At 48.0% G+C, this 15,327-nt stretch carries 8 protein-coding genes; 7 read left to right on the top strand and 1 reads right to left on the bottom strand.

Going from position 1 to position 15,327, the window contains the following annotated elements; translation table 11 throughout:
* Positions 1 to 115: 115 nt before the first annotated feature.
* The 3 genes from ACG1BZ_RS12380 to ACG1BZ_RS12370 all read left to right on the top strand — a co-directional run bounded on the left by ACG1BZ_RS12380 (position 116) and on the right by ACG1BZ_RS12370 (position 4,094).
* Positions 116 to 1,240, top strand: a complete 1,125-nt coding sequence (locus tag ACG1BZ_RS12380) for a mandelate racemase/muconate lactonizing enzyme family protein (RefSeq protein WP_413662068.1) — start codon at positions 116 to 118, stop codon at positions 1,238 to 1,240.
* 13 nt (positions 1,241 to 1,253) lie between these two features.
* On the top strand, positions 1,254 to 2,813 hold the full coding sequence (locus tag ACG1BZ_RS12375; RefSeq protein WP_413662067.1) for a BCCT family transporter: 1,560 nt from the start codon (positions 1,254 to 1,256) through the stop codon (positions 2,811 to 2,813).
* Positions 2,814 to 3,335: 522 nt separating this feature from the next.
* A complete protein-coding gene (locus ACG1BZ_RS12370) occupies positions 3,336 to 4,094 on the top strand; it encodes a hypothetical protein (RefSeq protein ID WP_413662066.1) in 759 nt (252 codons plus the stop codon).
* Positions 4,095 to 4,178: 84 nt separating this feature from the next.
* Here the strand turns inward: ACG1BZ_RS12370 and ACG1BZ_RS12365 are convergent, their stop codons facing one another.
* Positions 4,179 to 5,783, bottom strand: coding sequence for a (2,3-dihydroxybenzoyl)adenylate synthase (locus ACG1BZ_RS12365; protein WP_413662065.1), 1,605 nt, complete (start codon positions 5,781 to 5,783; stop codon positions 4,179 to 4,181).
* A 121-nt stretch (positions 5,784 to 5,904) separates the two neighbouring features.
* Here ACG1BZ_RS12365 and ACG1BZ_RS12360 point away from each other — a divergent pair, with 121 nt between their 5' ends.
* The 4 genes from ACG1BZ_RS12360 to ACG1BZ_RS12345 all read left to right on the top strand — a co-directional run bounded on the left by ACG1BZ_RS12360 (position 5,905) and on the right by ACG1BZ_RS12345 (position 15,305).
* Positions 5,905 to 6,642: a thioesterase II family protein gene (locus ACG1BZ_RS12360; RefSeq protein ID WP_413662064.1), complete on the top strand. Its 738-nt coding sequence runs from the start codon at positions 5,905 to 5,907 to the stop codon at positions 6,640 to 6,642.
* Between the two features lie 317 nt (positions 6,643 to 6,959).
* A complete protein-coding gene (locus ACG1BZ_RS12355) occupies positions 6,960 to 7,289 on the top strand; it encodes an isochorismate lyase (protein ID WP_413662063.1) in 330 nt (109 codons plus the stop codon).
* Positions 7,286 to 8,701 carry an isochorismate synthase gene (locus ACG1BZ_RS12350; RefSeq protein ID WP_413662062.1) on the top strand — a complete coding sequence of 472 codons (1,416 nt, stop codon included), beginning with the start codon at positions 7,286 to 7,288 and terminating at the stop codon, positions 8,699 to 8,701. Before ACG1BZ_RS12355 ends, ACG1BZ_RS12350 begins: the two co-directional genes overlap by 4 nt.
* Complete coding sequence (locus ACG1BZ_RS12345; protein WP_413662061.1) at positions 8,679 to 15,305, top strand: amino acid adenylation domain-containing protein; 6,627 nt, start codon at positions 8,679 to 8,681, stop codon at positions 15,303 to 15,305. Before ACG1BZ_RS12350 ends, ACG1BZ_RS12345 begins: the two co-directional genes overlap by 23 nt.
* Positions 15,306 to 15,327: the final 22 nt, after the last annotated feature.

Here is a 15,327-nt window from a genome sequence, read left to right as displayed (position 1 = left end):
ATCCGAAGAGTAGTTTTTACCTAGTAGTAAGTCTAAGTATGTGCCACCAACGCACAACTGGGCATTGCGAACTAGACTCCTTGAGATCCAGTTAATAGCTTTTAAGGATGTGAATATGGATCGTTTTCATATCAGCAGGGTGGAGCTATATGCGATAGCCGATAAAAATGCGCCGCCAATTTGTTGGACTGCTAATCAAACTCCGTTGTTATACACCAACAACGTTATTCGCATTATAACCAGTAATGGTATCGAAGGTATTGGTGCGACATTGAGTTATACCGAGAACGGTTTTGATCGATGTATTATTGAATCCATGCGCACAATTGCACCTGGTATTTTGGGTAAAAACCCATTGAGGACAGAGGAATTATATAACTGGTTAATGGAACGGTGTACTTGGGGCGGGTTGCCTGCTAAATCGCCTTTTGATATTGCTGCATGGGACATAAAAGGCAAAAAGGCTGAGATGCCGATTTATGAACTTTTAGGTGGGGCACGCTCAAAAATACAATCTTATGCATCCTCTCCTATGTTTGACACTGTGGAGGAATACGAAACATATATCGAAGATTGTATAGCGGAGGGGTTTACAGCAATAAAATTTCATTGCTCTTGTATATATGAGAGAGATATGGAATTAGTTTCAGCAATTCAAGCACGTTTTGAAGGGAAGTGTGTGCGTTTCATGCTGGATACAGCCTCTCTATATACTCCTGCTGAAGCTATGGGCATGGCCAAGTGGTTGAGTGAAAACAACTGGGAGTGGTTTGAAGCTCCAGTTCCAGATTCTGATTGTAGGACTTATCAAGATCTTGTTAATAAATTCGATTTACGAATATTAAGTGATAGTAATTCCTTGTTAACACTACATGAGATAACCAATGCGTTGAACTTGGATACCTGGACTAGTGTTCACCTAGATGCCACTGTTTGTGGAGGTATTACGCCTTTAAATAAATGTTTTGCCATTGCGGAAGGGTTTGGTAAAACGTTAGAGATACAAAGTATGGGATTTACGCTTACACAAGCTGCGAACCTACACGTTGCCCTTGCACATAAAAATTGCAATTATTTTGAGCAGTTTTTCCCTTATGAAGGTTTTGAGCTTGCGAGCAAGGTGTCTATTCGAACCGATAAGGAGGGTTATGTCCATGCCCCTCAGGGAAATGGGTTGGGAATAGCCATGGATTGGGAAAAGGTAAAGGATAACTGTTTTTGTCAATATGTGTTTGAGTAGGGTGATCTAGACTATGCAGGAATCGGATGCCAAGAAATATATCATGGATAAGAAGTTAACATTGGTTAGTTTCTTTTTGGTTTTACTTCTTGGTGTTGTTGCAGTTATTTATCCTGAAGGTACCAAGGACTTTATGAAAGAAATGTTGGCTCTAACTATAATTGACTTAGGGACAATATTTCTTTGGTATACTCTTTTAGGGACCTTGGCCCTTTTGTTTTTGGCATTTTCAAAATATGGCAAGCTTCGTTTGGGAGAGGGGAAGGCAAAGTATTCTCTTGTTCAGCTTTTTTCTATGGCTCTCTGTGCAGGTATGGGGGCTTCGACGATGTATTGGGCGTATATTGAAGTAATTCATTACTATATGGACCCCCAGTTCGGTATTTCTGCCGAATCGATTAAAATGGAGTACGCAACGGCTTTCAATATTTTCCACTGGGGGTCGGCAGGATGGGTTATCAATTTGATGGTGGCGATCCCTTTTTCTGTGAGTTTTCATATTAAAAAGAATCGAACCCTTAAGTTGTCCTCTGTATTAAATAACATGCTTGGCGATCGTATGCCTGAGTGGTTGAAAAAAGGTGTAGATTTGTTGTTCATTGTGACCACGCTTTCGGCTACGACATTAACCCTTGGTCTTGCGATTCCAATGATTTCGTATAATGTCAGCGCCTTAACGGGTATTCCGGATAGTCTTTCTACAGGGATAGCCATTATCATAGGTTTGTCTCTCCTTTTTTCATTGTCGTCATTTATTGGCATTGAGAAGGGGATGTCACGTATATCTGAGTGGACCATCTATATAGCAATTTTCCTGCTTTTATATACGTTTATTGTTGGGCCAAGTGCTCTTATTGCAAATAATGTAACGAATAGTTTGGGGATATTGTTTTCTGAATATTTCCGTATGTCCTTAAGTACAGACCCATATGGGAGTACGCATTTCCCTCAGTATTGGACAATTTTCTTTTGGGCAACCTGGATATCCTATTCGCCGGGTGTAGGTGTGTTTGTTACAAAAATTTCTCAGGGGCACCGTCTGAGAGATGTGATTTTAACTTTGATCCTTGGGGGAGGGCTTAGTAGCGCATTTATCTTTGGGATAGCGGGAACTTATGCTGTAGATCTTATGAATCAAGGAGCTGTTAATGCAGTGCAAGAGCTTTCCAACGGAGAGCCTCTTCGTCTCGCCCATGATATTTTAAATCAATTGCCGCTTCCTGAGTTGGCGATAGCCATTTTTCTGCTGTCAATGATATTGTTTTGCGTGACAACCTTGGATGCAACTTCATATTCATTGACCGGGGTTGTCACAAAAAATCTTGATGCTGAGGCAAATGTTATGCCGGCATATCGAGTTTTTTGGTGCGGGTTGCTAACGGTGATACCCATTGTGTTTTTATTTATTAACGCCGATATGGATACGCTAAAATCCTTTCCCGTTTTAATTGTAATCCCTCTCCTTCCTATATTGGTAATTCTATGTGTTAAAACAGGAGCTTATCTGTTGTCTCAATTTGGCGACATGTCTGAGGGTGAAATTGAAGCGTATAGAACACCTGCTAAGATTTAATGTGTAGGAAATTATTGAGTTGTACCTTAATTATAGAGTGTAACTCTGTGCTAAATAGCTGGCCAAATGACATGAAAAGATAAGTGGTCGCGGGGTATTCCGATTTTCAGCCTTCCTCCTTGAGTTGTCCGATATAAAAGTATCAGTACTATTAGAGTGTCAGTTTTGATTGTAGTTTATATCGAAACTCAGCGTGTTTAAACGGGGTGTATAAATTTAACCGCTGCGCTCTTATATTGTTGGTTTATACCCGTTCATCACTTTGCTAACACCTTTCGGTATCCTGGCAGTAATTTGAGCTCTGGAAGTTTGGAGTTACTGCTACTTTTAAATTCATAGGAGTATAGATTTACTTTGAATCCATTACTTTTATTGCACAAGAAAGCCATTTATCGATATTAGGATGAGAGTGTTGACAAATAGTGTCTTGTTCCGCCGTAGAGGACTATTAACCATATCGATAAATCTCTGTATTGGATTCTGTGTGGGTTTTGAGTTGTGTGAAGCGACAAGGAGGTTACTATGCGCCTGCACTCAGCTGTCATTTTGGGAGCACTTATTTTTTCCATGGAGGCTATAGCCGATGACTATAGCGGTCTAGAAAACCCGTGGGGGTTTCGTCCATATGTTTCACTGAATGGTGGAGTTAATAGGCTGGAGGTTAAGCAGGATTATCGTACTGTAGGGGTATTTTATGACCCATATTTCTACTACGATTATTTTTACGAATATAGTTACTACAAAACCTCAAGTTCAGGAAGTGAGCCTTGGGGCAGCGTCGATATCGGGATCGACTTCAATGGCTACCCGTTTGAACTTCGCTTTAGCTATGGCAGAACAAATTTAGGGCGATCGATATCGGTAGAAAATATCGATTATATTGATGACGAAGTTACAGTTGTTGAGCGATACCAGGTCGATCAGAAACATCGCTTGGATGTATTTTCAATTACAGGAACTCTGGATTTATCTTGGTATTGCGACAGGTCCTGCATGTATTTGTTGTTGGGCTATAGTTTTGCGCAGCTGGACTGGTCATATACCATGGATGAATTTTACGCTGGTGGTAACTATTATGGGTCAAATGAATTCAGTAAAAGCTATTTCCATGTAGGTCTAGGTGCGCGATACAACTTTAATAACTCTTTCCGTATAAGTGCCGAATACATGCTGCATAATGTTGGTAAGGTGGGGGAGTATTATATAAATGACTTTGACCATATAGAATTTGATTTAAGGAACCTTAATGTGTTGCAAGTTGGTATATCCTTTATATTCTGATTTATACTTCTTGTTCATTTAAAATGAAAGTATGGGTTAAAGCCATACTTTCATGAATATGGGTGCTCAATCTCTCAAATAGTACTAATCGATAAGATCTAAGAGCTTCCTCTTATCAACTTTCCCGACTGCGGTAGCCGGCAGACGAGATAACACTTTAAGCTGCTCAGGTAGCTTAAAGCTGGCCAGGCCCCTTTCGGTTAAGAAGTCGCGCAACGTTTGCAAGCTTGGTGCTTTATCCGTACATACGATAGTCGCTCCAACTTGCTCTCCCATCTCTTGGTCTGGCAAAGCGATGATAGCTGCTTGTTGGATGCTGGGGTGGGCGAGTAGATGCTCTTCAATTTCGTCACATGCAAATGTTTCCCCGCCCCGATTTACAACATCTTTGAGTCGTCCAGTAACTACAATATTGCCATTGTCCAGAATGCGTACACGATCCCCGCTGCAATAGAATCCATCTGGGGTAAAAGCGCGTCGGTTATGTTCTTCTGCACGGTAATAGCCTCTCAGTGTATAGGGGCCGCGAGTAAGCAGTTCTCCTTCTTCTCCGGCTTTCACTTCCTGCCCGTACTCATCAACCACTTTTAGAGTATCGAGGGAACTCATAGGTCTTCCTTGAGTATTGGTGATGGTTTCATTGTTATCTTCGCGATGGGTGTAACAAATCAACCCTTCGGCCATTCCGAATACCTGCTGTAGTGCACCGGGAAAAGCATCTATCGCAGCATTGGCGTCAGTTGGACTCAGCTTTGAGCCACCAACTTGAAGTAAGCGGAGAGAGCTTAAATCAGCATCTTCCCATTCTGTCGCTACAGTCCAGACTTGAGCCAGTGCTGGGACCAGGGCTGTGGCGGTTACGCCGTAACGCTCTATCAGCTCAAAGCAGTAGTCCGGGCTTGCATCTTTGGTGAATATTACCTGCCCACCCATGGATAGCGTGCCCAGAATGCCGGGGCAACCCAATGGAAAATTATGGGCGGCGGGGAGTACTGCCAGATAGATTTCATCTTTTCCTAAATTACAAGCAGCCGTAGCGCAGGTAATGTTGTAGCGATAGTCATTGTGGGAGCGTGGAATAAGTTTCGGAAGTCCTGTAGTGCCACCGGAAACGAGGAATAGAGCTGGGGCGTTGGGGTCTACGGGAACAGGGGTGAAGCCTTGGCATTCTCTTCTGGGCAGGGAGGGGAATGTGTCATTTTCATCAGAACTGTATATGCCTCGCAAAGTCGGAGATTGCGAAGCAATTTGTTCTATCATGCTGTGACGGCTTGCATCACTTTCCGCTCCTGAAGTGATATAGATACTGGCACCCGAGACCTGTGCAAAATGGCATATTTCATTTTGGCGATGCGCAGGCAAAGCTAGTACAGGAACCAGTCCCGCTCGAAATAAGCCGAGCAGGGTTGTAATAAAACTGACCTGATTGCTCCACTGGAGTATTGCCCGCTCCCCAACTTTGTAGCCTTGTTCCACCAGGCCTGCAGCAATGCTATCGGCCTCATTAACCAATTCAGCATAAGTTAATTGATCCGATAGGTCCCGAACTGCGCATTGATTGGGAAAGTTTTTCGCATTACGTGTGATCAGCTCCCAAATAGGTTGGTTATCCCAAATTCCTTGTTGCTGATAGAAATCCTCTAGTTCCTTTGGGTGAGGCGTGTAACCATTAAGTAAATTATTTTCCATGCTGGTCTCCTGAAATGTTTGGGTGGAGCAGGGGAGTGTTTTTTTGAATCTTCTTCAGATTTCTAAATTAAGAATTAACAGTTAGTATTCACGGCTTCAAATTTCTTATTGAGATAAATCTATGTCCGGCGCTTGGCTACAAATCCCTCGCCCTCAACCTAAAGCGGCTATCCGACTTTTGTGTTTGCCTCATGCTGGTGGTACAGCATCACTTTATCGGCCCTGGGCGAAATTATTGCCAGATTCCATAGAATTGGTTCTCGTATGTTTACCGGGTAGGGAGCAACGCTGTAATGAAACTATGCCCACAAATATGCAAACTTTAATTGCTTTGTTAAGTAGGGCTATCAAACCTGTCATCGATAAACCCTGGGCAGTATTTGGGCACAGTATGGGAGCTACAGTTGCTCATGAATTGGCTCTCTCCTTGTATCGCGAAAAATTGTGCGGTCCTGAACACATATTTGTCTCTGCGCGCGAAGCTCCACAATTTCAAAAGAGTGGAAACGTACACCAGTTGAGTGATGAATCTCTGTGCCAACAACTCATTGAGCTTGGCGGCACCTCTCCTGAATTATTGGAAATTCCTGAGTTAAGGGCTCTACTACTTCCTACTATACGCCAGGATTATCGATTGATCGAAACCAGCAAGATGTCCTCGGACCAACTTTTAGATTGTCCCATCACCGCGATGCTAGGACGGGATGATCCTGAGTTGAGCACCGATGAAGCTCGGGGTTGGCAGCAGTGGACCAATGGTGAGTTCCAATTGAAAGAATACGCAGGTAACCATTTTTATCTGTCAGATTGTCCCGATCTGGTGGTTGGCCATATTGTTCAGAAGCTCCGCTTGGCCTAACTGCATGTAAAGTTAAGTTGGCCGTATAAAATCTTTCTGTTTCTTGTAACGCTATCGAAATTAATTGTCGGGAGAATAGGGTTGTTGAGCGGCCCTATATTCTCCATCGTTCAATAGATAGCGGATCTCTGCCTCGATTAATCCGGGATCATTATTTTTGATGATGTTCGAATTATTTCTCTTTAGTAACAAGTAGCACACACTCTCTCCACCCTGACGCCCAAATCCAAAACAAACATCCCGTTGATTTCGCAAATGATATGTTATAACGTTTCATTATCGATGGGAAGATGAACAGCTTAGGTGATGGAGTTTCTATGCAAGCAACGAAGCTACCAATGGAGTGTGAAAATCTGAATGAGATCCGCCAAGGTATCGATTCCATTGATCGCGAGATCATCAGGCTGTTGCAGCGGCGTATGGGGTATGTTTTGTCAGCAGCCCAGTTCAAGCCGGATGAAACGAGTATTCCTGCTCCAGACCGGGTTGCGGAGATGTTGATTGACCGCCGTCGTTGGGCTGAGAAAGAACAACTTTCCGCAGATTATATAGAGCAGCTTTTTACCGGGATTATTCACTGGTTTATCAATCAGCAAAAGCTGCATTGGCGCGCTGAGCGCGGCTTGCCAGTTGAGGAAGGTGTATGAAGGGCCGCTCTAAATATGCTGGCCTGGAAGCCTGTTTGCAGGAAGCGAAGTCCAGGGTAAGCCAGGGACAGCCAGAGGTTCTGGCATCTTTTTCATCTCCATGTCATAGACGCAACCCAATAGGGTTGTTTGCCTCCGGCTATCAGCATGAAAGGTTCGCGTCTCTGTGGGGTGTGCCCTCTAGAGATGAATATGCTGTGACCTTTGGCTCTGCCTGTGAATTTAGTTGTGCCCCAGGGGAATCTTGGTCTGAAATCCAAGCCAATTGGCAAAAATTGATGTCCTCCGCTGTGGTAAGCGGGGGGCATCGGCCGGTTTTGTGTGGTGGGTTTGCTTTTGATAGCCAAAAAGATTCCTCATCCTTGTGGCAAGACTTTCCCGCAGGGGCGCTTACGTTGCCTGAGTTGGCCCTTTACTGTGAAGGGGATCGCAGTTATCTGGTAATGAATTTTATCGTTACCGATCAAACAGAATGCAATCAGGCTGCGGAGCGGCTGAAGGCGCGGTGGCAGCATATTTTGTCTCGTAGCTCTGACTTTTCTGCGAATGACAATTTGTTTTCGGTGGAGTCTGATTTTAGCCAAAATTATGCAGGCCAAATGGCTTGGCAGCAGCGTGTAGTAGGCGCGGTCGAATCAATCAAGCGCAACGAATTTCAAAAAGTAGTTCTCGCTCGTTCTGAATCACTGAGCGCGGATTGCTGCCCGGGAAGTATTCTCGGATATTTACAAGAATCTTACCCCGATGCCTATTTATTTGCCTTTTCCCGCGGAAAAAGTTGCTTTCTTGGGGCTTCGCCTGAGCGCTTAGCGGCTGGTAAAGACGGGCGTATTAGCACAGTTGCTTTGGCCGGTAGCGCACCTCGGGGAAAAAACCCGGCAACTGATTATAAATTGGGGATATCTCTGCTTGACAGCGATAAGGACCGATTTGAACACGACCTGGTTGTCCAACATCTCCTTTCTATTTTGCGCAAATACTGCCACAGCGTAGCGGAACCAGAACCGCCCCAACTCTGTAAATTAAAGCAAATTCAGCATTTGCTGACGCCTCTAGAGGGATTGGTGAAAGATGGCGTAAATCTGTTGGATATCTTATCGGATTTACACCCCAGTGCTGCGGTGGGAGGCCTGCCGAGGAAAAAAGCACTGAAGTATATCCGTGAAAATGAAGACCTGGATCGCGGTTGGTATGCCGGACCTGTTGGTTGGCTCAATGCCGAGGGGGAAGGGGAGTTTGCTGTTGCGCTGCGTTCTGCACTTATTACTCCGGGCAAGGTAACACTATTTGCCGGTTGTGGCCTGGTTGAGGCTTCCCTTCCTACCCACGAGTATCGTGAAAGTTGTATCAAAATGCGTGTTATCCGAGACGCAATAAGGAGCGTATCTCTTGTCGCCGAAGCCGCAGAATAAATCAGAGCCAATCAGTCCGGCCAGTTTGTTAAAGGATTTAGTTTGTCAGGCTATTGATGCCGATATTAATGGCATTAATCCGCAGGATGACTTAATTGCACTGGGGCTCAACTCAGTACAAATCATGAAGATAGCTGGCCAATTAAGGCAGAAAAAGATCAAAGTAAAATTTGCTGATCTTATTGCAGTGCCTCAATTGGGAGCCTGGCTTTCTCTACCTCAGTTGGCTACTGGAACTGAAGAAAGTACCAGTGAACATTTATCTGTGCCGGGAGCCTTTGATGAAGGCACTCCCTTTGATTTGGCACCGATGCAACATGCCTATTGGATTGGACGAGACCCGAATCAATATTTAGGGGGCGTTGCCGCACACTTTTATCATGAGTTTGATGGCCAGGATGTAGTACCTGATCGATTGGAACAGGCTGTGCGCTCCCTATTCGAGCGGCATGGGATGCTGCGTGTTCAAATCCTCGATGATGGTCGACAGCAGATTCCCGCAGAAGTGAGCTGGCCCGGTTTAAAGGTTCATGATTTCAGGCATCAGGCTGCCGCAGAAGCGGAGCAGAGTCTTATCGCTGTTAGGGAGCAACTCTCCCATCGGCAGCTGGATATATCGCAGGGCGAGGTTTTTGATGTACAGCTCTCATTGTTACCTGCGGAATTAAAAGCTGGCGGCACACGCTTGCATATTAATCTGGATATGGTAGCTGCAGATGCCTTTAGTCTGCGCGTGTTACTGAATGACTTGGCCAAGCTCTATCTGGAACCAGAGCAGTCTCTGGTTCCGTTGAATTACAGTTATCCGCGCTACCAGGCTGACCGCAGCGCTCTTCACTCAAAGGAAGAGCGCCGAGCTGAGAAGCAGCAGGCCAAAGAACACTGGCAGGATCGCCTGGCAGATTTGCCCGGCGCTCCTCAATTACCCACTGCGATAGGTACTGAGTCTAAAGACACTCGTCGAGTTGTTCGGCGTCACTATAGCTTGTCTGCTGACCAGAAAAACCAGCTAGCGGAACTTGCGAGCCGTCACGGAATTACTTTGTCCATGACCCTGGCAGCGGCGCTTGCCGAAGTGCTTACGGTCTATAGCGAAGAGTCAGACTTCCTGCTGAATCTCCCCCTGTTCGACCGGGAATCTCTGCACCGGGATGTCAACTCCCTGGTAGGAGACTTTACTTCTTCGATCTTGCTTGCCTGGCAGGGCAGCCAGAGTGGGACCTTCGTTGAGCGTGCACAGCGTTTACAAGATAACTTCCGTCAGGATGTAGCGCACGGGAGTTATTCCGGCGTAGAGGTGCTGCGTGACCTCAGCAGGCAACAGGGACAAACGGTGTTTGCGCCGGTTGTCTTTACCAGTGCGCTTGGGTTGGGAGAATTATTTGGCGAGTCAGTTCGCAGTGCCTTTGGAGATGTCAATTGGATTATCTCCCAAGGACCACAAGTGTGGCTGGACGTACAGGTTATGGAACTCAAAGGTGGCCTGTCCGTAAACTGGGATGCGCGAGAAGCTGCTTTTGCTCCCGGCGTCCTGGATGGCATGTTTGCCGCCTTTACGCAGTTATTGGAATGCCTGATCGGTAGCCCGGAATTCTGGGCCCAGCCGATACCATCGCTGCTGCCAGCGGAACAAAAGCAGCAGCGCCAGCAGGTAAATTCCACAGCCAAGCCATACCAGCCTCACCAATTACACGAACATTTTTTTAGCAATGCCAAAAACTGCCCAGAAGCAGTGGCTCTCTATTGGAGCGGTGATCAAATCCGTTACGGGGAGTTGGCCCGCAGTGCTTTGGCGATGGCCGCGTATTTACAGCTTCAAGGTGTTGAGCCCGGTGATTTGGTCGGTATTTTATTACCCAAGGGACCGGAGCAGATTATTGCAGCCTTGGGCGTATTAGCGGCAGGAGCGGCTTATCTGCCGCTGGGTATAGACCAGCCACCGTTGCGTAGAGAGCGCGTGATAAAGCTTGCTGGAGCCAAGCTGGTTATAGATAACTTGTCTGTGCTCTCCGGTGTCGCGCCTTTATCCAAGCCTGTCGTGGGAGAGGCCAAAGATCTCGCCTATACCATTTTCACCTCCGGCTCTACCGGTGAACCCAAGGGCGTAGAAATTAGTCACGGGAGTGCCTGGAACACAATAGCGGACATTAACACGCGCTTTTTGGTTAACGAAAATGATCGAGTGCTCGCCGTATCAGCATTGGATTTCGACCTTTCCGTTTACGATATTTTTGGGCTCTTGTCCGCCGGCGGTGCATTGGTATTGGTTGAAGAGGAGTCCCGGCGGGATGCTGAGCGCTGGCATCAGCTGGTGTGCCAGCATGGCGTTACTGTGTGGAATACGGTGCCGGCGCTTTTGGATATGCTGCTGACTACGGGTGGTAATACCCCAGCTGGAGAGCTGCGCCTGGTATTAATTTCTGGCGACTGGATCAGCCTCGACCTGCCGGAACGGTTAAAACGAGTTAACCCAGGTTGCCGCTTTATCGCTTTGGGCGGCGCCACCGAAGCTTCTATTTGGTCGAACAATTTTGAAGTCAAAGAAGTTGATTCCTCTTGGCGATCTATTCCCTATGGTTACCCTTTGGCCAACCAGCAATTCAGAGTGGTGGATGCCCAGGGGCGTGATTGCCCCAACTGGGTGACAGGGGAGTTGTGGATCGGTGGTGCTGGCGTTGCCTTGGGGTATCGCGGTGCTCCCGGTATCACCGCAGCCCGTTTTGTGACAGATGAAGGTAAGCGCTGGTACCGCACCGGAGACTTGGGCCGCTACTGGCCGAACGGGTGCCTGGAGTTTTTGGGCCGCGCCGATAACCAGGTCAAGGTGCGCGGACACCGCATTGAACTCGGTGAGATTGAAGCGGCACTGACTGCGCACAAAGGGATTGCGCAAGCGGTCGCACTGCTGACTCAGCGAGGTGTGGTTGCGGTTGTCGTTCTGGAATCCAAATTATCGCAAGGGAATATAAATTCAGAAAAGTGCTTTGTTGATTTGCAGCAGTTGCAGGAACCTTTGAACGATTTGCGGGAGTTCCTGAGTCAACGATTGACCAGCGCCATGTTGCCCAGTGAGCTTTGCTGTCTCGCTGAAATACCGCTTACCGCCAATGGCAAAATTGATCGCGGCGGTTTACAGCAGTTTGCCGATGAATCCCTGTCGCAGCACCAGGCAAAGCAGAACCCACCGCAAGGTAAATTAGAGCAGCAGGTGGCTGCCGCCTGGTGCAAATTCCTCGATGTTACCGATATAGCGCGGGACGATAACTTCTTCGCACTTGGGGGTGACTCCCTGTTAGCAACCCGTGTTGTGCGAGACCTGCGCGAGTCTGGCTTTGAAGGTGTCACACTGTCGGAATTATTTAGCCAGCCCAGCCTGGCCGACTTTGCTGCGACATTAGTTCAAGACCTACCTGAGAACCTACAGCCAAATAAAGGCACTACCGAAATTGCTTCTACACCCTGGCAATCGGATAAGGCCAATCGGTACGCCGCTTTTGAACCTACCGATGTCCAACGGGCCTATTGGCTGGGAAGGGACCCCGAATTTGTTTTGGGTGGTATCGGTTGTCATTTTTATCGCGAATATGACGTTGTTGATCTCGATCTGGAGCGCTTGGAATCTGCGCTAAACGCTATGATTGCCCGCCATGAAATGCTGCGGGCTGTATTCGACAGCGAGGGGCGTCAGCGCATCCTTGCCGATGTGCCGAGATTTTCCATTGATGTTACAGAGGTAGACAGCGATCCAACTTCTGATTTTGCGCAACTTCGACAGGAGTGCGCTGAGCAGGTGTTTGAGCCAAGCCGGTGGCCACTGTTTGATGTCCGTGCTGTGCGGTGTGGCCGCAATACCCGATTGGCTATCGGTTTGGATAATTTGATTCTCGATGCTTTCAGTATTCTGCTGTTTTATCGTGAGTTAAATATCCTCTATCAGAGCCCCGATACTGATCTACCTTCTATCGAACTCTCTTTCCGCGACTATGTGCGCAATGTATTGCCACAAACGACCGTCGTATTTGATAGTGATCTTCCAGAAGGTCCCCTGGCTGCCGCAAAAACATTTTGGCAGAACAAATTATCGGAGCTGCCTCCCGCGCCCCAGCTGCCCATTGTGCGGGAGCCGGCATCCATTGAGCGCCCGCACTTTGTGCGTCATCAACAGCATATTGATAAAGGGACCTGGCAAAACCTGGTTGCACGCGCGGCTGAGCAGGGAATCACGCCGTCAAGTCTGCTTCTAACCGCTTTTGCCGAAGTGCTTAGCCGCTGGAGCAGTCGCCCCGACCTGAGCCTTAACCTTACCTTGTTCGATCGCCGTGAAGTCCATCCGGATATCTATCGGGTGATGGGGGATTTCACCTCCCTGACACTGGTGGGTTACCGGCCAGAGGCCGGTGACAGCTGGTTGGTGAGAGCGAAAAAAATACAAGGGGAAGTTGGCGCGGCCCTGGAACATCGCGATATTTCCAGTGTTAGCCTGATGCGGGAATTAGCCCGCCGACAGAGCGATGCGGAAGCCACAATGCCCGTGGTCTTCACCAGTGCCCTGGGTATTCCCGGTGGCACAGCGGCACCGGAGGATGGGCCTCTGCGGAAACCTATCTGGGCCCTGACACAAACACCGCAAGTCTGGCTGGATCACCAAGTGGTCGAAGTCGAGGGTGGCGTTTTCTTAAATTGGGATGTTGTCGAAGCGCTTTTCCCAGAGGGGATGTGCGCGGAAATGTTCCAGGCCTATATCGGCTTGCTCCAATGGGCGGGTGACGCTGAATGGGATTCCACACCGCCTGATTTATTACCCAGTGCTCAACGGGAACTGAGAACCCAGCTTGAAAAGCGTACCGCGATTGACCCAACGGATAATTTGTCGCAGCGATTTTTCCAGCAAGCAAAAGCGAACCCTGAGAATATCGCCTTGTATTGGGGGGACGATAATTCCCTGAGTTATGGCGTCCTGGCAGAGCGTGCTTTACGTATCGCTGCCTGGTTATTGGAAAGTCAGGTTTCATCTGCCGAGGTGGTGGCCGTCAACCTGCCGAAAGGGCCCGACCAGATTGCCGCTGTTCTGGGAGTACTCGCAGCGGGAGCCGCTTACTTACCTGTCGGTATCGATCAACCGCAGGCAAGGCGCGAGTCAATGTTGCGCCGTGCCGATGTAAAAGTGGTACTCGACCAAAGTGCAATTCAACAGGCCGAACAGTTCGCTCCTATAGATAAGCCTATTGCAACAGAACCCAAGCAACTGGCTTATATCATTTTCACTTCCGGCTCCACGGGCGAACCCAAGGGCGTCGAGATCAGTCACGGTGCTGCCTGGAATACCATTGCGGATATCAACGAACGCTTCTCTGTTGATAAAAATGATCGTGTATTGGCCATTTCAGCCCTGGATTTTGACCTCTCTGTTTACGACATCTTCGGACTGCTATCGGTCGGTGGTGCGCTGGTATTGATTGATGAGGAGGACCGGCGGGATGCCGAGTGCTGGCATCAACGGGTATGTCACTACGGCATCACCATCTGGAATACGGTACCGGCGCTACTGGATATGTTACTCACTGTCGGTGCCGCTACACCGCCTGGCAATTTGCGTTTGGTATTAAATTCCGGCGATTGGATTGGCCTGGATTTACCCCAGCGCTTAAAACAAGTACAGCCCGATTGCTGTTTTATTGCACTGGGTGGCGCCACTGAAGCTTCTATTTGGTCTAACAGTTTTGAAGTTGTAGAAGTCGACCCAAGCTGGCACTCGATCCCATACGGATACCCCCTGGCCAACCAGAAATTCAGGGTGATGGATACCCAAGGCCGCGACTGCCCTGACTGGACAACGGGAGAGCTGTGGATCGGTGGTGAGGGTGTCGCCATGGGCTATCGCGGGGCGCCCGAATTGACCGAAGCGCGCTTTGTTACAGTCGATGGTGAGCGTTGGTATCGCACAGGGGATCTTGGACGCTACTGGCCGAATGGATGCCTGGAATTTTTGGGGCGCGCCGATAGCCAGGTGAAGGTCCGTGGCCATCGCATAGAGCTGGGTGAAATTGAAACGGTATTTAATCGTCAGATGTTTGTGCAGCGCGCGCTGGTGTTGACCACAGAAGAACAACAGCTGGTCGCTGCCGTTGTGCTCAAACCTGAATGTCCTTCAACTTTTAGTACTGATGACTTGCGCGAGTATCTTCGCTGTCACCTGCCTTCCTATATGGTCCCGGATTTCATAGTGACTTTGCCGGAAATGCCCCTAAGTGCAAACGGCAAATTGGATCGGGCTTCAGTATTAAAGCTCGTGCATGCGGTGGAAAAACCGCAACAGGACAAGGCGGCTGAGCTGGCAACAGATAACGAGCGTCTGGTAGCACTGATCTGGCAGGAACTTCTTAACCTGCCAGCGATAAACCGCGATCAAAATTTCTTTGAATTGGGTGGCGATAGTTTATTGGCCACCCGGTTTATCGACCGCTTAAAACAGCAACACCGCTTGCTGCTTCCCCTCAGACGTTTATTCGCCTCTCCGAGACTGGCAGATGTTGCCGGTGCCCTAAGTGCAATGGAACCGCTAGTGGATGTTGATCCCGATACGGTGGAAGAGGGTGTGATATGAGCTTGTTGGCAATTTTATTTTT

It is taken from the genome of Microbulbifer sp. CNSA002, from assembly GCF_047324085.1.
Lineage (GTDB): Bacteria > Pseudomonadota > Gammaproteobacteria > Pseudomonadales > Cellvibrionaceae > Microbulbifer.
Note: the sequence above shows the minus strand (reverse complement) of the source record. Positions and strands in the feature narration are given on the sequence as shown.

Bases quoted from the DNA above. Each gene is read 5' to 3' on its own strand.
- ACG1BZ_RS12350 (WP_413662062.1), top strand. From the start codon at position 7,286: ATGAAGGGCCGCTCTAAATATGCTGGCCTGGAAGCCTGTTTGCAGGAA.
- ACG1BZ_RS12370 (WP_413662066.1), top strand. From the start codon at position 3,336: ATGCGCCTGCACTCAGCTGTCATTTTGGGAGCACTTATTTTTTCCATG.
- ACG1BZ_RS12355 (WP_413662063.1), top strand. From the start codon at position 6,960: ATGCAAGCAACGAAGCTACCAATGGAGTGTGAAAATCTGAATGAGATC.
- ACG1BZ_RS12360 (WP_413662064.1), top strand. From the start codon at position 5,905: ATGTCCGGCGCTTGGCTACAAATCCCTCGCCCTCAACCTAAAGCGGCT.
- ACG1BZ_RS12365 (WP_413662065.1), bottom strand. From the start codon at position 5,783: ATGGAAAATAATTTACTTAATGGTTACACGCCTCACCCAAAGGAACTA.
- ACG1BZ_RS12375 (WP_413662067.1), top strand. From the start codon at position 1,254: ATGCAGGAATCGGATGCCAAGAAATATATCATGGATAAGAAGTTAACA.
- ACG1BZ_RS12380 (WP_413662068.1), top strand. From the start codon at position 116: ATGGATCGTTTTCATATCAGCAGGGTGGAGCTATATGCGATAGCCGAT.